This is a genomic window from Thaumasiovibrio subtropicus (genome assembly GCF_019703835.1).
Taxonomy (GTDB): Bacteria; Pseudomonadota; Gammaproteobacteria; order Enterobacterales; family Vibrionaceae; genus Thaumasiovibrio; species Thaumasiovibrio subtropicus.
Genome location: NZ_AP023054.1, coordinates 1,015,377 through 1,037,751, shown reverse-complemented (window position 1 = coordinate 1,037,751; position 22,375 = coordinate 1,015,377). Strand labels below are relative to the sequence as shown.

Sequence of the window (22,375 nt, the reverse complement as noted above, 5' to 3'; positions counted from 1 at the left end):
TATCACAGAGATAAAATAAAAAAGGAGGCATTTGCCTCCTTCTTATTCATAAAGCGTTGCTTTTTTAAGCAATTAATCCGCGCCAGCAGCCTGGTTATCTGTGTTTTCATAGATAAGCAGTGGCTCAGATTCACCTTTGATCACCGACTCGTCAATGACAACCTTGCTGACACCCGCTTGCGACGGCAAGTCATACATAGTGTCAAGCAACACAGCTTCAACGATAGAGCGTAATCCACGTGCACCCGTTTTACGTTCCATCGCCTTACGTGCGATGGCAATCAACGCATCATCTCGGAACTCAAGCTCTACACCTTCCAGCTCCAGCAATGCCGCGTACTGCTTAGTCAATGCATTCTTAGGCTCACGTAAGATTTGCACCAGCGCATCTTCATCCAGCTCGCTAAGAATAGCAGTGACAGGAAGACGACCGATGAACTCTGGTATCAAACCATACTTCACCAAATCTTCTGGCTCTACTTTCTCGAATAAATCACCCAACGTCTGGCTTGCATCCTTGGCTCGGATATCGGCACCAAAGCCAATACCTGTTCCCGTTGCGACGCGTTGGTCAATCACTTTGTCTAGACCAGCAAATGCACCACCACAAATGAACAGAATCTTCGAGGTATCGACCTGCAAAAACTCTTGCTGTGGATGCTTACGACCACCTTGAGGCGGCACAGAAGCAATAGTACCTTCAACCATCTTCAACAGGGCTTGTTGAACACCTTCACCAGAAACATCACGGGTGATAGATGGGTTTTCAGACTTGCGTGAAATCTTATCGATTTCGTCAATATAGACGATACCACGCTCTGCTTTCGCGACGTCATAATCACACTTTTGAAGCAACTTCTGGATGATGTTTTCAACATCTTCACCTACGTAGCCCGCTTCAGTTAGTGTTGTTGCATCAGCCATTGTAAAAGGCACATCAAGCATACGCGCCAATGTTTCTGCCAACAGCGTCTTACCGCTACCTGTTGGACCAATCAGCAAAATGTTACTTTTACCTAGCTCAACGCCTTCGCTATTGGTATCACCATTACGTAAGCGCTTGTAGTGGTTGTATACCGCTACTGCCAGAACTTTTTTCGCATGATTCTGCCCAATGACATAATCATCCAAGTTTGCTCTGATTTCCTGTGGAGTAGGAAGTTCACTGCCGTCTCGTTTCGGCATCACTTCTTGCACTTCTTCACGAATAATGTCGTTACAAAGATCGACACACTCATCGCAAATGTAGACAGAAGGGCCGGCGATCAGCTTGCGAACTTCATGTTGGCTTTTTCCGCAGAAAGAACAGTAAAGCAGCTTGCTGCTACCACTCTCTTTTCGCTTGTCCGTCATTCGCTAACCTCTTTTGGACATCAGTCCATTTGTTTCTATGCTATGAGTTTATAACAACTCATCTGACTTTGCGTATCTCAGTTTCGTGACTCTCACCGTTACTCACGAGGCGCAGACGTCAGCACTGCATCAACTAAGCCGTATTCTACTGCTTGCTCTGCAGACAAGAAATTGTCGCGATCTGTATCGCGTTCAATGACTTCAATCGGCTGACCTGTGTGTTGAGACAACAAGGTATTCAACTTGTTCTTAATGGTCAAAATTTCTTGCGCATGAATCTGAATGTCAGATGCTTGCCCTTGGAAACCACCGAGTGGCTGGTGAATCATAACGCGTGAGTTAGGTAGACAGAATCGCTTCCCTTCCGCACCACCAGCCAACAAGAATGCACCCATTGAACACGCTTGCCCTAAACATACTGTGCTCACATTAGGACGAATGTACTGCATGGTGTCGTATATTGACATCCCTGCGGTGACAGACCCACCGGGTGAGTTGATGTAAAGAAAAATGTCCTTCTCAGGATTTTCTGATTCTAGGAACAATAACTGTGCCGCAATCAGGTTCGCCATGTGGTCTTCGACTTGACCAGTCAGAAAGATGATTCGATCTTTCAGTAGGCGGGAATAGATGTCGTACGAACGCTCACCACGTGAGGTCTGCTCGACCACCATAGGCACTAGTGCATCCACAATTGGAGACATAGCATTTTTTTCTTGGTAGCTCATAATCTTATATCCCTAAAATAAATGGCCCGGATGAAGTTCTTCATACGGACCATTGTTAGCAGATGATTTGAACTTATGTCAAACCTTTAGCAGCAATTATGCAGGTTGCTGGTTCATCAGCTCGCTGAAGCCAACTTCTTTTTCAGAAACTTGAGCTTTAGCAAGTAGCGCATCGATCGCTTGCTCTTCTAGAGCAACGTTACGCATGTTGTTCATCAGCTCTTCGTTCTTCTCGTAGTAAGCAACAACTTCCGTTGGATCTTCGTATGCAGAAGCCATGTCAGTGATTAACGCTTTAACACGCTCGTCGTCAGCTTTCAGCTCTTCAGACTTAATCACTTCACCTAATAGTAGACCGACTGAAACGCGACGTTGTGCTTGCTCTTCAAATAGCTCGCGTGGAAGCTCAGGTAAGTTCTTCGCATCACCGCCAAAACGTTGTGCTGCTTGCTGACGCAGAACGTTGATTTCTTGATCGATCAACGCAGCAGGAATAGCGATCTCGTTTTGCTCAACAAGGCCGTTGATCACTTGATCTTTGATACGGGTCTTGATCGCTTGCTTAAGCTCGCGTTCCATGTTCTTACGTACTTCCGCTTTCAGCGCGTCAACACCGCCTTCAGCAACACCGAACTTAGCAACGAACTCGTCGCTCAACTCTGGCAGTTCACGTGCTTCAACTTTGTGAAGTTTGATTTCAAACTTCGCCGCTTTACCTTTTAGGTTCTCAGCGTGGTAGTCTTCAGGGAAGTTCACTTCGATAGTGAATTCGTCACCTGCTTTCTTACCTACGATATCGTCTTCAAAGCCCGGGATCATGCGGCCTTGGCCCATTTCTAGTGGGAAGCCTTCTGCTTTACCACCTTCGAACTCTTCACCGTCGATTGAACCGATAAAGTCGATAGTTACGCGGCTATCAGCAACAGCTTCTGCTTCAACTTCAGCCCAAGTAGATTGCTGCTTACGTAGCGTCTCTAGCATCTCAGCGACATCTTCATCTTTCACTTCAACTGCTGGTTTTTCTACTGCAATTGCGTCAAGACCTTTCAGTTCGATCTCTGGGTAAACTTCGAAAGACGCTTTGAATACTAGGTCTTTGCCCGCTTCAACTTCAACTGGCTCGAAAGTTGGTGCGCCTGCTGGGTTGATTTTTTCTGCAACGATCGCTTCGATGAAATGACGCTGCATCACTTCGCCCATTACGTCTTGACGAACAGAAGCACCGTACATTTGGTTAACTAGCTTCAGTGGCACTTTACCTTTACGGAAACCATCGAAACGACGATTCTTAGCAATGTTGCGCAGCTGTGCAGTTACAGCATCTTCAATGTTCGCTGCTGGCACGGTGATAGTAAGTTGACGACCTAGGCCCTCTGTGGTTTCAACGGTAACTTGCATTTTCTTATAAACCTCAAAAATTAACTCAGGATGACTGAGTAAATAATCGACATGAGTGCCGATCGTGGCATCCTTTCTGTCATGGCATTGCCCTCTTGGCGCAACCATGACACCTGAATTCTATCTAGCGTATCTAAATTCAATCACACGCAGAAACAGGGATGGAAATAGAGACGCGACATTATAGCGATCTCATTCCTCAACGTCGAGACAGCCACTGCGAAACGTGATTTAAACGAATTATTGGGGCGAAAAACTGGGTTTCAAGGAGAATTCAAAAAAAAACTGTAAAAATTAGCGATTATTGCCAAACTTTGCGCATTCTTTCGTCTAAATGCAGCGCTACTCCGCGACATCGTTGCGCTTATACGATGCCGAGTTGTGCTAACTTTTTCCACTCTCTCGACGAAAGTGCAATATTGGTCGTACCCGCTTGCAACGCAATGCAATCGATGCTGTCTTCGTTGCTCTGCACTAAACTCAGTGGTTTAGACTGATCTTGAGATTCACGGCGGCAGACTAAACACGAACGATCACCCTCTCGCCACTGCACAACGACATACTCTTCTTTACAGCCCAATACGACCGTATGGCGCGCGATAGAAGAGAGGGTTGTTTTGGGTTGCGTGATGGTCACACCTTGTTGCCACAAGCGAGACAATCCTCCTCTCGCGTTCGCTTGCCTTACTTCACTACGAAAATGCCCCAACAATGATAAATCGGCATTCCAAGCTTGCTCGACTAGCCAGTATGATTTCGTTTGTTCATCGACCGTTTCAGCACTGGGTCTGGATTGGCAAACATTGATCAACAAGGCGTTAGGTAAAGGTTGGCCAGAATGCCTGCGGGTTTGCTCAGGTAAAGGCACATCTCTGACACGTTTTAATGAATGCATTGGCAGTACATTGTTTTTTACCGCCACTGTCGATTTCCCACCTTGGCGAAGCAATGTCAAAAAATCATCGATGGGATGAGGTTTGTTACGTTGGTATTCGAAAACCATAGACCAATCAGAGAACTGCAGATGAACAGCTTCTCTTTGCCCATTTTGTTCGGTGTACAGCAGTTGCAATGCTGAAATCGGCGCGCGATGCGTTATGAGCTGATGATCATCATAGGTTAGACAGGCAATGTTGTCTTCATAAACAAGACAAACACTGTACGCTTTAGCGTAGTCGCCAAACTTTTGCTTAAACAACAACATCTCATCGGGTTTAGCTAGCCCTTTTACCTGCTCTGCAAGCAACAGCGGTAGCGCTTCTGCTGTGTTAACTTCTTGCTTAAAAAATCCCAAATCACAACGTATTGACTGCGATCGCATGACCTAAACTCCCCCCTATAACCGCTATCCCTTTTACCCCTCGGCGAGACACAAACCCTCCTTGATTCATGAAACGACACACCAAGAGATATTTTCTTACACCCTCTTGATTATGCCTATCGGTTCGAAAACATAACTGGGGTGAGATCATGATTCCTGAGAGTATTTACGCAACTGGAGAAAAAATCAGCAGAGATGGGAAAATGGTGCACAACGCAAAAAGCCAACCCGAAGGTTGGCTTTTCTCAATATGGCACGCCCTACAGGATTCGAACCTGTGACCACATGCTTAGAAGGCACGTGCTCTATCCAACTGAGCTAAGGGCGCATTGTGGGAAGTGATTATACGGGTCGAACTCGTGAGGTCAACGGGCGACCCAGAGAAAATTTCGTTTTTTAGTTCAAGTGATTAAAGTCTGGCCTCTTAGCGCCTAACAATACGGCGATAGCATAAACTTTCCAGAAATTAAGTGGCACCATCCAAATAGTTGCTCCATTTTTTTGCCTACCCTTCTCTCGGTTTATTTACAGTATTGTCAAAAACTTAGCGTTAACATTTCATTTAAATAACCCCCGACGCAAACGTTTGCTTAGTGGATCTTATTAACAATCTCTGCCAAACTATGCGACAAAACGTCAGCCCATGATCACAAAAGGAAAACCATGTCAGCGCAAATTATCGATGGTCGCCTCATTTCTCAAACCGTCCGCCAAGAAGTCGCTGCGCGCGTTAAAGCGCGGACCGATGCCGGTTTAAGGGCGCCAGGACTCGCCGTAGTCCTCGTCGGTGAAGATCCTGCATCGCAAGTGTATGTCGGTAGTAAACGTAGAGCGTGCGAAGAAGTCGGTTTTATCTCTAAATCGTTTGACATGCCACATACGACAACGCAGGAAGAGTTACTGTCTCTGATTGACGAGCTCAATGCAGATGGCACGATAGATGGCATTTTGGTCCAGCTTCCGCTTCCAGCAGGCTTGGATAGCACCGAGATACTGGAACGCATCATTCCTGAAAAGGATGTTGATGGCTTCCACCCATACAATGTCGGGCGTCTTTGCCAACGCATTCCTAAACTACGTTCTTGTACCCCAAAGGGAATTATGACGCTCATCGAGCGTTATAATATTCCGACCCATGGTAAGCATGCCGTTGTGGTTGGCGCATCGAACATTGTCGGTCGTCCCATGACACTAGAGCTATTGCTTGCTGGCTGTACCACAACAACCTGTCACCGCTTTACTCAAGATCTAGAAGGTCATGTACGCCAAGCAGACCTTGTTGTTGTTGCGGTGGGCAAACCGAACTTTATTCCAGGCGATTGGATTAAAGAGGGTGCAATTGTGATTGATGTGGGCATCAATCGTCTCGACGATGGCAGCTTGGTCGGTGATGTTGAATATGATATCGCAGCTCAAAAAGCCTCCCACATTACACCAGTCCCTGGGGGCGTTGGCCCGATGACGGTTGCCACGCTCATCGAGAACACTTTGTTAGCTTGTGAGCAATACCATTCTGACTCTTAAGCTTATAATAAAAAACAGGCCGCAGTTGCGGCCTGTTCTCTATCTAGTTCTTGATGTTTGAAAGAAACGTTATTCAAGCCATCACTTACGGTTCGCCATCAGAGTAGCGAGATAATCTTTGAACGCCGGGCCAATACTCTCATGCCGCAAACCATACTCGACAAACGCCTTCATATAGCCGAGTTTGCTGCCACAATCATGCGATTTACCCGACATATGGAAAGCATTGACCTGCTGTTCTGCCATTAACATATCAATCGCATCGGTCAATTGAATCTCATCACCTGCTCCTGGTGGCGTACGTGTCAGCATATCCCAGATATCAGCAGGCAGAATATAGCGTCCGACAATCGCAAGATTTGAGGGCGCTTTCTCTTGTGCTGGTTTCTCGACAACAGCGGTCATCGCTGAGCTTTCACCTGCATTCAACACAACACCATCAATATCAGCCACACCGTAGCTCGAAACATCTTCCATTGGCACAGGCTCAACCATCACTTGGCTAACACCTGTTTCGTTGAATAACTCAACCATCTTCGCCATGTTGTCTTTTCGCAAGTCACTGGCTGCGTCATCCAAAATCACATCAGGTAGCACGACAGCAAAAGGCTGCTCACCAATTAATGGGCGCGCACAAAGTACTGCATGACCCAAGCCTTTTGCTTGCCCCTGACGCACATGCATGATGGTCACGTCACTCGGGCAGATAGATTGCACGTCTTCTAGCAACTGGCGCTTAACACGCTTCTCTAGCGTTGCTTCTAACTCAAATGAGGTATCAAAGTGGTTCTCAATGGAGTTCTTTGATGAATGTGTAACCAACACAATCTCTTTAATACCCGCCGCTACACACTCATTCACCACATGTTGAATGAGTGGCTTATCGACGATGGGTAGCATCTCTTTTGGTATGGCTTTTGTCGCGGGCAGCATTCTCGTTCCCAATCCTGCAACGGGAATAACGGCCTTCTTAACCTGAGACATATCACGTCCTATTCATTATTTTTGATTTCAAATCGATGTGTTGGGTACGCTCACTTCTACTTGTTTGCCCATCATGGTAACCAGCATGATAGAGCGTTTGTCACCATCTGGCTCTTTGTAGATGGCGTCAAATCCCTCAAATTGACCACTCTGAATCGTACAACGATCCCCTTCTGTCGGCAGGTCATTAAGTTGCTCGCGATAGTCGTCATTATCTTCCTGCGACATCATGGAAAAAATCAGTTCCTTGGCCACTTCTTGGGGGTAAGCGCCAAAACGAACAAAATCAGACACACCACGCGTCGAACGCACTGAGGTAAAGGAGACTTTCTCTAAGTCAAAAGAAACAAACATGTAACAAGGAAACAATGGCTCTTCCACTTGAACCCGTTTACCTCGCTTCATTTTCTCAACGGTCACTTTTGGGTAGTAGCAATCAACCCCTTGACGATTAAGATTAACTGTTGCTCTCGTCTGCTCACTTCGCTTGCAGTATAAAAGGTACCAGGGATTCATTTTTTAACCATTTTCTCTAGCCTAACGAACCGATTATAAGCTCCCGCTATATGAGAGCAAGAAAGAGAACCAAGAAAAAAAGCGAAGTGCCGAAAAATCGACCTTCGCATCACAGTTTTTAATCGGTCTCTAACGGTTAGTTCGACCTATCGTAATACTGAAAGTTGCAGAGCCTAGCTCTGAAAGTGATAGTCGTGCACCAGAATCCGGCAAGAACGTGCGTAATACCGGGTTCTTTTGGGCTGATTTTCCTAGCCAATTCATCGCCGCTACGGGTCGCGTGCCTTCTGCAGTAATAAGATTTGCACCTATGCCTGTTGGCACTATCTGCAATGAGCAATCGCACGCATTAAAAATACCAAAAATACCTTTTACCGGCGTTGCATACCCTGAGTGCATAATGCCATTTTCAAGCACTTTGACTAACTCAGTAATATCATGCTGCTGGGGCAACTGAGTCCGTAAATAGTCATTAAAAAAGGCGCGAATTAACAGCGTTGTTGCCGTACCTGCGTCCTTAGCCGAATCGGAATCAATTAAATAAAACGCCAGCCTGCCATCCATTAACCAAGTATAATCTAGCAATACTGGTGAGACTTCTGCTGATTGCAACACTTGATATCTGAGTTCCCAGTCGCCTTGTTTGGAATGGGTATTTGGCATCAGCCCGACTAATAAGTCTCTTGCGGCTACCGGGTTTTCTTGAAGCTCATTTAGATGACGTTCCAACTCATCGTTTTGAGCCTGCATGCCATTTACGTCAAACCAATGGTGAGAGAAATCATGTTGATGGCTGATGGCATCATCGGCCGTAGACAGCACAGAACTTAACGCTGTTCCCAACGAGCGGATATCGCTCAGCGGCTTGATCAAAAAGTCTTTGACGCCCAACCTTAACGCAGTTGCGACATCCGACATTTTTTCCGTGCCAGACAAGACAACCACAGGTAGCATGGGATATTGAACACTGACTTCTTCCACAAACTCCATACCATTCATCACCGGCATAGAGAGATCGCAAAGCAAGAGATCAGGAATCGAATTACGGAGTGCACGAAGACCTTCGAGGCCATTTTCAGCCTCGCTAATTTGACAACCTTCCGTCTTTAGGTACTGAACAATCATATTGCGAAAAATAGGATCGTCCTCAACAATCAGCACCTCTTTGCCGTCGAGCACCTTCTCTTCCTTACTTAATTCCGACGCATTAGCGGCCCTAAAACTTGGCTGCTCATCGTAGGAAAACTGACCATTGAGAGATTGCCGCATACCACCGCCATAACTATGAAAACGTGTCTAAAGCGTAGTCGCTACCCCACTATCTGTCTCGTTTTCAGCAGAACTCCTCAGCCCAAGTCACATTTTAAGGGGGGGTATATTTATTGATTTGGGTCAATATGTTACCGAATTGACTCACTTCATGATTGAGTAATTGACAAGAAGAGCGAAAAAAACAGTTCTCGTTTACTTTTACTGAGATACAATCGTAGTTTACCTAAATAACACTTGTGCATTATGAAACTGGATGATTTAAACATTTTTCGACTCGTCGTCGAGAACGGCAGTTTTACCGCAGCTTCAAGGAAGACGCAGATTCCAGTTGCGACATTGACACGCCGTATTCAAGCGCTAGAAGAGTCGTTAAACATTCGCGTGTTGAACCGACATGCGCGTAAGCTTTCTCTCACAGAAGGGGGCAAAAAGTTCTACGAAGAGTGCGGACCACTTCTGCAGCAACTGGTTAATAACGCAGAGCATATTAGTGAAGAAGTGCGCGGTGCTTCTGGCAAGCTTCGAATTGCGGGGCCTTTTAACCTCACCAAAACGGTATTGCAGCCAATGCTCAATGCGTTTATGGCCGAACATCCCTCTATCAATATTGAGCTGTCAATTAGCCATTCAGACCAACTCGACCCAACCGACTGGGATCTGATATTCCGTGTGGGTCCACAGCGCGACTCCAGCCTTATTGCACGAAAAATCAGTTCCGTCGAAGACATCTTAGTCGCCAGCCCTGATTACTTAAGAAATAACCCAGAGCCGACCCATGCAAATGATCTGCATGCGCATTCCCTATTGAAAGGCCAGCCTTTATTGCGCTGGCGCTTAACCAATAATGATGGGGAAAGCGTTACCATCAGTGATCGTGGCCGATTTGAAGCGACGCAGCTCAATGTGGTGCGCGAGGCCTGCTGCGATGGACTCGGCATCACTTTGATGCCTCAACCTATGTTGCAAAAGTACATCGATAATGGCCAGATAGTTCGTATTCTCAACGACTGGTCCGCTAACCCACGCGACATTTATCTCATGTACAACCATAGGGATCACCAACCTGAAAAGTTACGGCTTTTCATTGAGTTCGCGAGTGACTATTTCAAATTCTCGCACTAAGGCAGTCATAAAGGAGCTAAATGCTCCTTTTTCTTTGCTCCTCAAAGCTTGCCAGCCCTAGATATCCGGACTAAATGTTATAAATGTGTTAACACTCGCCGCCTCTATCCGACGACATAGTGACTAAAAAGCATGTTGCCAGTGAGACGACGAACTCAGTGATACCTACTTCAAAATAATTCGTACAACACTGATGTTTGAACACACTGGTTAGTTTAAATACACGGAGCACGTTATGTTACTAGATCACTTAGTCGGGCTATACACGCACCCCAAACAAGAATGGCACACCATAGATGAAAAACACGAAGGTATCGGTGCTAGCCTCAGTCACCTGTTAATTGTTGCTATTCTCCCCCCTGTTTGCGCTTACATTTCCAGTGTATTCATTGGCTGGCAGATTGGTGTAGGCGACCCTATTTTCCTCACGGCTGGCAGCGCGATCTTCATGGCCATCGGCATGTACATTGCCCTAGTGAGCGGTGTTTTTGCATTGGGTTACTTAACGTATTGGATGAGTCGTACCTTCGGCTCTGAGCCAGAGTACACGCAATGCTTCGAAGTAGCGGTGTATACAGCAACCCCTCTCTTCATGTCGGCACTGGGCGCTTTCTATCCTCATATTTGGTTTTTAATGATGGTAGGCTTGGTCGGGTTAAGTTTCTCAGTATACCTGCTCTACACCGGTGTTCCGATTCTGATGCACATCCCAGAAGACAGAGGGTTTATCTACGCAAGCTCAGTGGTGACTTGTGGCTTGGTGTTGCTCGTCACTATCATGGCCAGTTCAGTTATCTTGTGGAATTTTGGCTTTGGGCCGCAATTTGTAAGCTGAGCCGAAATAGCAGACACAAAAAAAGAGTGGCGATTTACGCCACTCTTTTTCAATCCGATACGATAGACGCGGTTAAGCCCCTTCGTTATGCAGCTCTAGATTGGCAAGATCTTGCTTAATCTCTTGCATGGTCTTTGAGTCATCATTACGGAGCGAGTCTAGGTAGTCTAAGTAAGCTTGGTCAATATCGTTAGTCACATATTCACCGTTGAAGACAGCGGTTTCAAAGCGCTCGATATCTGTGTTACCCAATTGCACTGCAGCGACAAGGTCATCTAGATCTTGGAAAATCAAACCATCAGCACCAATGATTTCACTGATCTCTTCCACTTCACGACCATGTGCAATCAGCTCGTTAGCACTTGGCATATCGATGCCGTACACATTCGGGAATCGAATTTCTGGTGCCGCCGATGCCATATACACTTTATTTGCACCAGCTTCACGTGCCATTTCGATAATCTGCTCAGACGTTGTACCGCGTACAATCGAGTCATCAACAAGCAGCACATTCTTGCCTTTAAATTCCGAGCGAATAGCATTTAGCTTGCGGCGCACTGATTTGCGACGTAACTGCTGACCCGGCATGATAAAGGTACGGCCTACATAGCGGTTTTTGACAAAACCTTGACGATAAGGTTTATCCAACTCTTGGGCAATTTCTAGCGCAATATCACACGACGTTTCAGGAATAGGAATAACCACATCGATATCCAAGTCATCCCATTGACGCTTGATTTTCGCACCAAGCTTCTTACCCATGTGAACGCGAGCACTGTACACTGAAATCTTATCGATGAATGAATCAGGACGGGCGAAGTAAACAAACTCGAAAATACAAGGATTCAGTGATGGCGATTCTGCACATTGCGCGGTATGTAGTTCACCATCAAAGCTGATATAAACGGCTTCGCCAGGTGCAACATCACGAACAAAATCAAACCCAACCGCATCAAGCGCGACAGACTCTGATGCCACCATGTATTCCGTTTTACCGTCTTCCATCTCACGCTTGCCAAGACAAAGCGGACGGATACCATGTGAATCACGGAACGCCAACAGGCCATGGCCAATCACCATCGCCACAACAGCATATGCGCCACGCACGGTTTTATGTACTTCACGAACAGCGGTAAAGATATCTTCTGCCGTCAATGGCGAGTTACTCGCTTGCTCTAGTTCATAAGCCAGAACATTCAAGAGTACTTCTGAATCAGACGTTGTGTTCACGTGGCGACGCGCTTTTTCAAACAAGGTCTCACGAATCTCAGCAGCATTCGTCAGGTTGCCGTTGTGTGCAAGCGCAATACCATAAGGTGAGTTAACATAGAAAGGCTGAGCTTCTGATGCACTTGAGCTACCCGCGGTTGGATAACGTACGTGACCAATACCCACAGTGCCTTGAAGGCGTTGCATATGCTTAGCTTCAAACACATCCTTTACTAGACCGTTTGCTTTACGCAGACGAAAACGATTGCTATCTATGGTAACAATACCCGCGGCATCTTGGCCGCGATGCTGCAATACGGTTAGCGCATCATAAATAGACTGATTTACCAGGGATGACCCTACGATTCCGACAATACCACACATGCCCTTAAGTCCTCGTCTCGTATTAAAACGGCGCGATTACGCGCCGGGTAAAAAGCTGGATGTCTCTTTTAGGTAAGAGAAGAACCATTCGATGACTACACCAAACCGTGGAATAAGCTGCGACTCTGCCCACCAATCACTGCTGGAGAGGGTCGTAAACGCGTCAGTGGCAAACAGCAACGCGGCAACGATTAAGATGCCCCGCAATCCACCGAACACGATGCCTAGCACACGATCTGTACCTGACAAGCCCGTTTTTTGTACTAACTGACCAATCACATAGTTAACGACTGCACCGACTATTAAAGTGGCGATAAACAAAGCTGCAATAGCTGCGCCATTTCGTACCATTTCATCACTGATGTTAGTGAAGTAAGCGGCAAGCTGGAGATAAAAGTTGCTGGCAACAAAAAATGCCCCAAACCAAATCACCAAAGACAGCGCCTCTTTGACAAATCCACGCACCAAACTCACCAAGGCGGAAAAGCCAATGATCCCTATAATGACGTAATCAATCCAAAGCATATCTTGTTATCACTACCAAGTTGGCGCGTATTCTATCAGAAAAAAACACGACGCAAACGTTTTCCTATGGGTTGAGTGGATTAAATCTAACCAAACGGCCTCTTAATCCCGTTATTTCTTGCAGTGCATCCAGTTGCCCCTCAAGCTTTTGCTTGGAGAGGTCAGGGCCGACTAAGACACGCGCCAACTCGCCTTCGACAGGTTGCTTCGGTAACACATGCGCTTGATAGCCAGCGCCTTTCAATTGCTCCACTAAGCTGCTCGCATTGTTGTAATTGCGAAACACACCCAGTTGAACGGCCCAGCTGGTGTCTGCCAATTGAGGCTTCTCGGGCGCGACTTCAACCGTCGCCAAAGTCTCGATTGGCAGTGCCTGTACATCATCGATAACAAGGTCTTCTTCCCCGCTTGAGCTTACAGGCTTCGCGGGTTGTGCATCGACAATTTCAAACTGCTCCATGACGGGTTCAGGTTCAACAGGCATGACGTCTGGTGGAAGCACATCTTGCTCAACATAAACCGCTTCATACTCAGGCTGAAGCGGAATACTTGCAAACTCCTCTTGGTAATGCGCTTTCTGTCCGTCAAAGAGATCAGGTAGAAAAATGATCCCAATCGCAACAAGAATGATGGTACCAACCAGTCGGCTTTGAAATTTACTGGCCACAGCGTCTCCTAACCTAGTTCGTCGATGATCTGTCCAACAGTGTAAAACGATCCAAACACCAGCACGATATCGTTCTCGTTCGCCGCAGAAACAGCCGCGTGATAGGCCAATACCGGTGAAGGATGAGAAGAGGCCTGTTGCGGCAGATGTGATAGCAGCTCCTCGGCAGATGCTGCCCGCGGGCCTTCCAATGAAGCGGCATACCAATAATCAACCACATCCGTCATCTCTGCCAGTGTCGCTTCAATGTCTTTATCGTGAAGCATGGCGACAACAGCATGTACTTTGCCTTTACCCTGCTTGCGCTTGAGAGAACTTGCCAGATAATTGGCCGAATGTGGATTATGCGCGACATCGAGCACGGTGTAAGGTGATTGGGCAATGACCTGCATACGACCAGCCAATTGCGCATTCTTCAATCCCTCAACGATGTGTTGATCTGAAATATCGAAAGGACTCACGCCTAGCACCATAATTGACGTAGCAGCGTTGGCTAACGGCAAATCAGGGACAGGGAGGTTATTGAGGTCAAACGCGCCACTGCGCCAATGCCACACATCCCCCTGCTGCTGATACTCAAACTGGTAGCCAACTTGATACAAGTTAGCACCGATATCGTCGGCATGGGCTGCGACAGTTGCTGGTGGCAAAGGTTGTCCGCAAATTGCAGGCTTGTTGGCACGGAAAATACCTGCTTTCTCGAAGCCAATCACATTGATGTCATCGCCCAACCAATCAACGTGATCCACGGCTAGGCTGGTAATCACTGAAATATCGTGGTCAACGACATTGGTCGCGTCTAACCGTCCACCCAATCCCACTTCCAGTAACACCACGTCAGGCTGATGCTTTTTAAACAACGCCAATGCCGCTAACGTGCCGAACTCAAAAAAGCTTAAACTGGTTTCACCACGTTGAAATTCAATCTCAGCAAACGCTTCACTGTGCTCTGCCTCGGGAAGCTCTTCACCATTAATACGCACGCGCTCGGCATATCGGATTAGGTGAGGTGAGCTGTACACGCCAACAGAATAGCCTGCGGTGAGTAAGATAGACTCCAACAGCGCGCAGGTAGAGCCTTTGCCGTTTGTACCGGCAACGGTAATCACAAAAGGGCTGGGTTTTGTTAAGGAAGCGCGCTCGGCGACCGCTTGAACACGATCAAGTCCAAGGTCAATCGCACTCGTGTGTAAATTTTCTAAATAAGTAAGCCACGTGGCCAAAGGCGACGTGGCTTGCGGGACAACATTATCTGCCATGAAGTCAGTGTCACTCGGTTGATATTGCAAGGGCTTAACTATATCAGACTTTCCTTGCAACAACGAAGTCACTTACTGTTGGTTTTCGTCTTCGTCAACCAACTCACCTTCTACCGTTTCCACATCAGTTGGTTTTTCAACCGAGACAACTAATGGCGACGGTACATTAGTAAACTTCGCCATCAAGCCGCCGATGCGCTGGCGCATCTCACGACGGTCAACAATCATGTCAATCGCACCGTGCTCTAATAAGAATTCACTGCGTTGAAAACCTTCTGGTAGTTGCTCGCGTACAGTCTGCTCGATAACACGCTGACCAGCAAAGCCGATTAGTGCTTTGGGCTCGCCAATATTCACATCACCTAGCATCGCAAAACTCGCAGAGACACCACCCATGGTTGGGTCCGTCAACACAGAGATGTAAGGTAGGCCTTCTTGTGATAAACGTTCAAGAGCCGCGCTGGTCTTCGCCATCTGCATCAAAGACATTAACGCCTCTTGCATGCGCGCACCACCACTTGCAGAAAAACAGACAAAGCCGCACTTGTTTTCAATCGCAGCTTCAACCGCTTTAACGAAACGTGCTCCCACCACTGATCCCATTGAGCCACCCATAAACTGGAACTCAAAGGCACAAGCAACGATAGGCTGACCCAGCAAGGTACCCTGCATAACAACTAGTGCATCTTTCTCTTCACTGTTCTTCTGCGCAGTCGCGAGGCGATCTTTGTATTTTTTCGAATCACGGAATTTCAGTAGATCTTTAGGCTCTAAATCTGCGCCTAATTCTACTTGATTCTCTTTATCTAAAAATGTTTCTAAGCGGCGGCGAGCTTTCATTCGCATGTGATGATCACACTTAGGGCACACTTCTAGGTTTCGCTCTAACTCGGCATGATAGAGGACTTGATCACATGATGAACACTTGGTCCATACTCCCTCTGGAATTGATGCCTTACGCGAAGACCCAATATTACTCTTAATCTTTTCAAGCCAGCTCATGGACGACCTTATCTCAACATTTACCTGCTCATTTAGCGCAGCAGGTACACAATATTAGTTAATTTCACAACCACGGATTAAAGCACAAAGTGGCAAAACTGTGGACAAAAAACTGGTTGTACCTATTTAAGTCGTGATGATGTTTAAATTTCGGCCGAAACTGTCTAGCAGTTTCAACAAAACTGCAAGCCCAAGCAGAAAGACCGACAATGAACGACATAGCACTCACGTTGCAGTCCTAATTGCCACATTTCCCGTGATTTTTGGCGAAATTAACAAAAAAGCCACTCTATATTGAGCGGCTTCGATATCGTGCCTTAGTCAGCTAAAAATAAGGGACCAATTGGCGCACGTGGTAGTTCAAACTCGGCTGGGTAATCAACATCCACCAAGTAAAGACCTTCGGCTTTTGCTGTCGCACCTGCTAGATTTCTATCTTTTTGAGCAAGCAACCATGCTATCCACTCTGGAGGCTGCTCACCTTTACCTACTACAATCAAGCTGCCCGTAATGTTACGAACCATATGATGGACAAACGCATTTGCCTTAATATCGATAATGACGTATCGCCCCTGACGACTCACATTAAGGTGCATGATATTGCGGCATGGGCTGTGGGACTGGCAATAGGCTGCACGAAAAGCACTAAAGTCATTTTCACCTAATAACGCTTGTCCCGCGGCATGCATTTTATCGGCATCGAGTTCACCATGATAGTGACTGACGCCAGTATGAAGTATCGCTGGGCGAAGGTGGTGATTGTAAATAATGTAGCGATACCTACGTGCGGTTGCGCTGAAGCGCGCATGAAATTCAGCCGGGACTTCTTTTGCCCAACGCACGGCAATATCTTTCGGTAAATTCGCATTCGCCCCCATTTGCCATGCCACCATTTTACGAGCGGTTTCTGTGTCAAAGTGGACAACTTGCCCCGTACCATGGACACCGGCATCCGTGCGCCCAGCACACTGAACATCGACAGGATGATTAGCGATTTTTGACAATGCTGCTTCAAGTTTATTTTGAACACCAATAGTATGATTCTGGCGCTGCCAACCTGAATACTTTGCGCCGTCATACTCAATCCCCAGGGCGACTCGCATGGGCAATACCTCAAGACTTGATTTACTAAGGGCGCGGATTATACACGGAAATGAGAAATAGGGGCATCCCCTTGCCCCTCATGCAGTGCGGTTTTATGAAGACTCAAGCGAACGCATATGCGCTAAAAAACGGCGCTCTAATGTCCTAAACCCCCATAAAATCAGAAACGTGAGTACCATATAAAAAGCGCCCGCCATCAAAAATGATTCAAATGGCGCGTAGTAACGAGAGTTAACGATGCGTGCCGCCCCCGTCAGATCAACAATGGTGACAATACCTGCAACCGCTGAGCCATGAAGCATAAAAATCACCTCGTTGCTGTAAGCGGGCAATGCTCTTCGCATCGCACTCGGAAAGATAATTCGACGAAACGCTTGGCTTTTACTCATGCCATAAGCCAACGCCGCTTCTACTTCACCTTTAGGAATACCGTTAATCGCACCGCGGACTATCTCAGCGGTATAGGCCCCGGTATTCAGTACAAAAGCAACGAGTGCACAAAACCAAGCCTCTTGCCATAAGGTACCTTGCACAGTAATGAGTTGGCTCAGGCCATAGTAAATGAGATAAAGCTGAATCAACAATGGCGTGCCACGAAAGAAATAGATAAATGTCCAAGCTGGCCATGCGAGAAGCCGATAGGCACTATTTCTTGCAACCGCAATTGGCACTGCCACTATCAACCCAATAACTAAAGACAAGGCAACTAACCAAACGGTGGTATATAAACCTTCAAAGTAAATTGGCCACTCTTTGAGGAAAATAGAAAAGTCCATCATTACCTCGTATGAATGCTATATCGACGTTCTGCCCAGCTTAAAGCTGCGGTTGAAATCGAGGTAAAGAACAGAAAAATAAGTGCAATGGCGAAATAGAATGTGAAAGGTTGCTGCGTTGCACCTGCGCCTAATGCGCCTTTGCGAACCATATCATCTAAGCCGATGATCGAGACCAAGGCAGTGGTTTTCAGCAGTACCAGCCAATTGTTCCCAAATCCAGGCAATGCATGGCGAATCATTTGTGGTAACAAGATCCGCCTAAAACTCAAAAAACCACTCATCCCATACGCTTTCGCTGCTTCCAACTCCCCTTTGTCCACAGCAAGAATGGCGCCACGAAACGTTTCCGCCATGTAAGCACCAAAAATAAAACCAATAGTAATAACACCAGCGATGAAAGGGCTGACATCAATATAATCAGGCAAGTAAGACACCCACTCGTGTGATGGGTTTCGGTTGGTCATCCACTCATTTAACCACGAATTGACGCCATATAAGCTATTGTTCAGCAGGATCTGACCACCAAAGAAAATCAGCATCATCAATACCAAATCGGGGATACCACGAATCACTGTGGTATACAGCGTGGCAATCGCCCGAGCCCATCCATAGGGTGAAAGCTTGGCAAGCGCGCCGAGCATCCCTAATGTCATTGCGACCAATAGGGAAAGCAGAGCAACTTCAATTGTTACCCATGCGCCTTCGATCAATGACCATCCATAGCCCTGTAAATCAAACACTTTGCAGACCTCAACTCAGTTAGTCGGGGCAAAATGGGGAGACACCATGTCTCCCCTGTTAGACTTATTCACCGTAAACGTCGTAGTTAAAGTACTTCGCCGCAATCTCTTGATAAATGCCTTGTTCACGAAGGCTCAATATTGCCGCGTCGAGAGCCGCAGTTAAACTTTTGTCCTGTTTGCGAACAGCAATCCCAAAACCATCACCAAACCATTGCGGGTCTGTTAGCGAAGGGCCTACAAAGGTATAGCTATCACCACCGGGTTTATTCAACAACCCCTCTTCAAGCGCCGATGCATCGCCAAGTACCGCTGCAATACGCCCGGCCTTCAAATCTAGATACGCTTCGTCAAATGTGCCATAGCGAACAATATTGACCGATTTAAAGTTATCAGTGAGGTATTTATCATGGGTCGTGGCGCGTTGCACACCAATTTTAACCCCTGCGAGTCCTTCTTCAGTGAAGGTAATTTCAGTGCCTTGTTTAGCAACGAACTTGTTCGGAATCAGTGCGTACTTACCCGTAAAATCAACACGTTGCTTGCGCTCTTCAGTGATAGACATCGCAGCAATAATCGCGTCATATTTTCGCGCCAACAGTGATGGAATAATGCCATCCCAATCTTGAGCCACTAGCACACACTTCACTTTCATCTCTTCACAAAGTGCATTCGCCATATCGACGTCAAAGCCCTTCAAATCGCCGTTTGGCTCTGTCCAACTGAAAGGAGGATAGGCACCTTCGATACCAAAACGCACCACTTTCCACTCTTTTGCGATTGCGGAAGTAGCGCCTAGTGTCGCCATCATAACCGCGGCGATGATCCATTTTTTCATATTCGTCTCCTGTCTGACATCGTCAACCCCACAAACGCATTCCCCAAAATGCTGTGCGGTTGCTGGTAAACCTCAATAAATAGAAGATATAAATTGCTTCAAACGCTCTGTACTTGGATTAGAGAATAGCTTATTTGGCGCACCTTGCTCTTCTACTCGCCCTTGATGTAAAAACATAACGTGGTTCGACACGTCACGCGCAAAGGCCATTTCATGTGTCACAACCAACATAGTGCGCCCTTCATCAGCCAGTTCACGCATGACATTCAGTACCTCTCCTACCAATTCTGGGTCAAGCGCAGAGGTTGGTTCATCGAATAACATCACCTCTGGATCAACGGCTAACGCTCTTGCTATGGCCGCACGTTGCTGCTGCCCACCGGATAAGTGACCAGGAAAGTAATCACGGCGCTCATACAGACCCACTTTTTTTAGCAGTGCTAGCGCTTTTTCTGTCGCTTCTTTTTTAGGCACACCCAAAACATGGACAGGTGCTTCAATGACATTCTCTAATACCGTCATGTGCGACCAAAGATTGAAACCTTGGAAAACCATCGCGAGGCGTGAACGAATACGCTGCACTTGTTTTTCGCTGACTGGCACCGCATCGCCCCGGCCTTTCTGCTTCAATTCAATCAATTCACCATTGACCCAGATTTCGCCTGAGGTAGGGGTTTCGAGAAGATTAATACAACGCAAAAAGGTACTCTTGCCAGATCCTGAAGAGCCGATGATTGATATCACATCACCTTTATGAGCATCGAGCGATACTCCTTTGAGTACTTGATTCGTTCCGAAACTTTTATGAAGATCTTTAACCTGCAGCGCAATGGCCTCACTCATCAAAGCTTACCCCCAGTGTTATGCATCGGCAGTCATTGTTTTTGTCTATTTACTGCGCACCTGTTTGAAAGTAACACCTAAGACCACACGCCGCAACAATTTATTAACCTCGCACAGAGCGATTTATCAATCACTTATACTGAATATTAACGCAAAAACAAAGCAACTAAAGAAAAGCTAGTTAATAAAGTAATGGCACAATCATTCTTCACAAAACTCCATTAACTAGGCTTACTCAACATTCTATCTACCTACTTTAATAGAGTTAATAATTGCCCTTACGGCAGGCTTGGCTGACTATAAAAAACGACAACCTAAGCCGTTCGACGTCGGTTCCCTACTTTCTAGACACAAAAAACCGCGACTGTGAACAGACGCGGTTTTTGAGGTTAAATAGTATCGACTAGTTTGACGTCGACAAACTCAGCTGTACATAGGTATGTGATGCGACTGTCGCTCTATCAGCACTTGCTGTGGCTGGATTACGTAAATAAGCTTTAGACTCATGCTGTGGCTCTTCATGGTTGTTATTCACCGTTTTTGAAGCGTCACCAAACGAAGCAATAAACAGCGGCAGTGTATTTGCTGTCACTTTTGCCAAGCTTGCCTCTTGTCTAAGAATGGTTCCGCCTGAAAATGCAGCATCAAAATCAGTATTGCCCGTTGATGGAATCAACTGACGATCGGCGGGCGGCGCATAGACAGACAACCAGATATCAGCTTGGTTATTTGACGAACGAGCTCGAACAAATGTACGTTGAACATCAAAATCGTTCACCGTCATACTTCCCCTCAGCTCAACACATAAGTTCGTTGCTCCGATAGCACAAGACTGATTAGATTGAAGAGCAGTGTTGGATGGCTTCGTAACCAGTAAAGAAAGGTTATGACCATTCCCGGGACTCGCCATACGCGTATTTTGAACAAAATTCCAACCGCCCGAGACACCTTCAGTACTCGCAAACCAATCGACAGTATTGATTGGTGTGTCATTGGTTGAAGGGTAAGCATAACGATGATCTTCACCCGGCATTTGCATCCAAGGGTAATAGTTTGAACCACTTCTCACCGTGATTGTTGACGTTGGAGCACTATCAAAATCAGTTTCAGTCACTGTCCAATTAACCGGAAAAACATCGCCAGATAGGTCTACATTAGTACCACCGCCTTGCGAATCTGTAAGCTGATTGTATTTCACAAGCGTGTAACCAACTAACGTCTCTTTTCCATCTTGTTCCGTCAATGCAGTCCCCAATACAGACTGATTCACTACAGCAGTTACTGGAATATCCGCAGCGAAAGCGGATTTATCACCCAGTTCAAGTGTCGAACTTGCTCGATATGCTGTAGGCACAACACCGAGTTGAGACGCACTTAAATGTGCAAATCTTGGTTGAGTGTTTGGAATAACTGAAGCGCCACCTAAACAATTGCCATTTCCTTGTTCTTTAATGACATTAAACATCCCTTGATTAATATCACCAATAAAATCTTTGTGGAAAACCTGAACAAAGACATCCCCCTTACCAGAGACCGAGCTACCTTGAGAGTCGATAAAGCCGAGATAACCATCTGCTGGCACACTGTTGACAGGAACTTTAACTACACCGCCACTAGGAATCGCGTAGCGACTTAAAAACGCACCATTGGCATCAAGTGCGACAACTTCCAATCCTTCAACTAGCGTCGGCTTACGGGCGACAACGACATGCTTAACTGTATCGGTCGATTTAACTTCATCATAACCAAAGGTCATACAACTCGAAGCATTCGACTCGAGTGTCGAGTACTGTTCAACAAAGTTAAACGTGTAATAAGTAATAGGTGCACTGCCACCACCACCGCCGCCGCTGTCACCGCCACTACAGCCAATCAATGCCAGAGGCGCAAGCGCCATCAGTGGAATAAGCTTTTTCATAGAATCCCTCGTCAGATATGCCATTCACTGGCAAAATAATTTACTGCCCAGTGT

The 22,375-nt window shown here is 46.5% G+C and carries 21 protein-coding genes and 1 tRNA gene; 3 read left to right on the top strand and 19 right to left on the bottom strand.

The features are described 5' to 3' along the window. Positions 1-72: 72 nt before the first annotated feature. The 5 genes from clpX to TSUB_RS04920 all read right to left on the bottom strand — a co-directional run bounded on the left by clpX (position 73) and on the right by TSUB_RS04920 (position 5,128). Positions 73-1,353 (bottom strand): ATP-dependent protease ATP-binding subunit ClpX, encoded by a 1,281-nt coding sequence (gene clpX, locus TSUB_RS04940; protein WP_087019907.1) that lies wholly within the window; start codon positions 1,351-1,353, stop codon positions 73-75. A 98-nt stretch (positions 1,354-1,451) separates the two neighbouring features. Next, positions 1,452-2,081, bottom strand: a complete 630-nt coding sequence (gene clpP / locus TSUB_RS04935; protein WP_087019910.1) for an ATP-dependent Clp endopeptidase proteolytic subunit ClpP — start codon at positions 2,079-2,081, stop codon at positions 1,452-1,454. A gap of 96 nt (positions 2,082-2,177) precedes the next feature. Beyond that, positions 2,178-3,479, bottom strand: coding sequence for a trigger factor (gene tig / locus TSUB_RS04930; protein WP_087019982.1), 1,302 nt, complete (start codon positions 3,477-3,479; stop codon positions 2,178-2,180). A gap of 364 nt (positions 3,480-3,843) precedes the next feature. Then, positions 3,844-4,800, bottom strand: a complete 957-nt coding sequence (locus TSUB_RS04925; RefSeq protein ID WP_087019913.1) for a hypothetical protein — start codon at positions 4,798-4,800, stop codon at positions 3,844-3,846. A gap of 251 nt (positions 4,801-5,051) precedes the next feature. Next, positions 5,052-5,128: transfer RNA gene (locus tag TSUB_RS04920), tRNA-Arg, on the bottom strand. A 335-nt stretch (positions 5,129-5,463) separates the two neighbouring features. Between TSUB_RS04920 and folD the strand changes: the two genes are divergently transcribed. Beyond that, complete coding sequence (gene folD / locus TSUB_RS04915; protein WP_087019916.1) at positions 5,464-6,324, top strand: bifunctional methylenetetrahydrofolate dehydrogenase/methenyltetrahydrofolate cyclohydrolase FolD; 861 nt, start codon at positions 5,464-5,466, stop codon at positions 6,322-6,324. Between the two features lie 81 nt (positions 6,325-6,405). Here the strand turns inward: folD and galU are convergent, their stop codons facing one another. From galU to TSUB_RS04900, 3 genes are all read right to left on the bottom strand, one after another. Next, entirely contained in the window at positions 6,406-7,308 is a 903-nt protein-coding gene (gene galU / locus TSUB_RS04910; RefSeq protein ID WP_087019919.1) for a UTP--glucose-1-phosphate uridylyltransferase GalU, read from the bottom strand. 27 nt (positions 7,309-7,335) lie between these two features. Continuing rightward, entirely contained in the window at positions 7,336-7,824 is a 489-nt protein-coding gene (gene rfaH / locus TSUB_RS04905) for a transcription/translation regulatory transformer protein RfaH (RefSeq protein ID WP_087019922.1), read from the bottom strand. A gap of 129 nt (positions 7,825-7,953) precedes the next feature. Then, the gene (locus TSUB_RS04900) at positions 7,954-9,003 is read right to left on the bottom strand and encodes a response regulator (RefSeq protein WP_087019925.1); all 1,050 of its coding nucleotides are present in this window, start codon (positions 9,001-9,003) and stop codon (positions 7,954-7,956) included. Between the two features lie 336 nt (positions 9,004-9,339). Here TSUB_RS04900 and TSUB_RS04895 point away from each other — a divergent pair, with 336 nt between their 5' ends. Both TSUB_RS04895 and TSUB_RS04890 read left to right on the top strand, forming a co-directional pair. After that, entirely contained in the window at positions 9,340-10,218 is an 879-nt protein-coding gene (locus tag TSUB_RS04895; RefSeq protein WP_087019929.1) for a LysR family transcriptional regulator, read from the top strand. A 235-nt stretch (positions 10,219-10,453) separates the two neighbouring features. Beyond that, positions 10,454-11,053 (top strand): Yip1 family protein, encoded by a 600-nt coding sequence (locus TSUB_RS04890; RefSeq protein ID WP_087019932.1) that lies wholly within the window; start codon positions 10,454-10,456, stop codon positions 11,051-11,053. A 72-nt stretch (positions 11,054-11,125) separates the two neighbouring features. Here TSUB_RS04890 and purF read toward each other — a convergent pair whose 3' ends face one another. The 11 genes from purF to TSUB_RS04835 form a co-directional block, all read right to left on the bottom strand. After that, complete coding sequence (gene purF, locus TSUB_RS04885; RefSeq protein WP_087019935.1) at positions 11,126-12,646, bottom strand: amidophosphoribosyltransferase; 1,521 nt, start codon at positions 12,644-12,646, stop codon at positions 11,126-11,128. A 36-nt stretch (positions 12,647-12,682) separates the two neighbouring features. Next, entirely contained in the window at positions 12,683-13,171 is a 489-nt protein-coding gene (locus tag TSUB_RS04880) for a CvpA family protein (RefSeq protein ID WP_087019937.1), read from the bottom strand. 64 nt (positions 13,172-13,235) lie between these two features. Next, entirely contained in the window at positions 13,236-13,838 is a 603-nt protein-coding gene (locus tag TSUB_RS04875) for an SPOR domain-containing protein (protein WP_087019940.1), read from the bottom strand. Between the two features lie 8 nt (positions 13,839-13,846). Next, on the bottom strand, positions 13,847-15,097 hold the full coding sequence (folC, locus tag TSUB_RS04870; RefSeq protein WP_087019985.1) for a bifunctional tetrahydrofolate synthase/dihydrofolate synthase: 1,251 nt from the start codon (positions 15,095-15,097) through the stop codon (positions 13,847-13,849). A gap of 72 nt (positions 15,098-15,169) precedes the next feature. Further along, the gene (gene accD / locus TSUB_RS04865; RefSeq protein ID WP_087019943.1) at positions 15,170-16,099 is read right to left on the bottom strand and encodes an acetyl-CoA carboxylase, carboxyltransferase subunit beta; all 930 of its coding nucleotides are present in this window, start codon (positions 16,097-16,099) and stop codon (positions 15,170-15,172) included. A 317-nt stretch (positions 16,100-16,416) separates the two neighbouring features. Beyond that, on the bottom strand, positions 16,417-17,202 hold the full coding sequence (gene truA, locus TSUB_RS04860; RefSeq protein ID WP_087019947.1) for a tRNA pseudouridine(38-40) synthase TruA: 786 nt from the start codon (positions 17,200-17,202) through the stop codon (positions 16,417-16,419). A 93-nt stretch (positions 17,203-17,295) separates the two neighbouring features. After that, a complete protein-coding gene (locus TSUB_RS04855) occupies positions 17,296-17,979 on the bottom strand; it encodes an ABC transporter permease (protein WP_087019952.1) in 684 nt (227 codons plus the stop codon). A gap of 2 nt (positions 17,980-17,981) precedes the next feature. After that, positions 17,982-18,722, bottom strand: coding sequence for an ABC transporter permease (locus TSUB_RS04850; RefSeq protein ID WP_087019955.1), 741 nt, complete (start codon positions 18,720-18,722; stop codon positions 17,982-17,984). 64 nt (positions 18,723-18,786) lie between these two features. After that, complete coding sequence (locus tag TSUB_RS04845; RefSeq protein WP_087019958.1) at positions 18,787-19,560, bottom strand: ABC transporter substrate-binding protein; 774 nt, start codon at positions 19,558-19,560, stop codon at positions 18,787-18,789. A 72-nt stretch (positions 19,561-19,632) separates the two neighbouring features. Then, positions 19,633-20,403, bottom strand: coding sequence for an ABC transporter ATP-binding protein (locus tag TSUB_RS04840; protein ID WP_087019963.1), 771 nt, complete (start codon positions 20,401-20,403; stop codon positions 19,633-19,635). 403 nt (positions 20,404-20,806) lie between these two features. Continuing rightward, positions 20,807-22,321, bottom strand: coding sequence for a hypothetical protein (locus TSUB_RS04835; protein ID WP_087019966.1), 1,515 nt, complete (start codon positions 22,319-22,321; stop codon positions 20,807-20,809). Positions 22,322-22,375 lie beyond the last annotated feature (54 nt).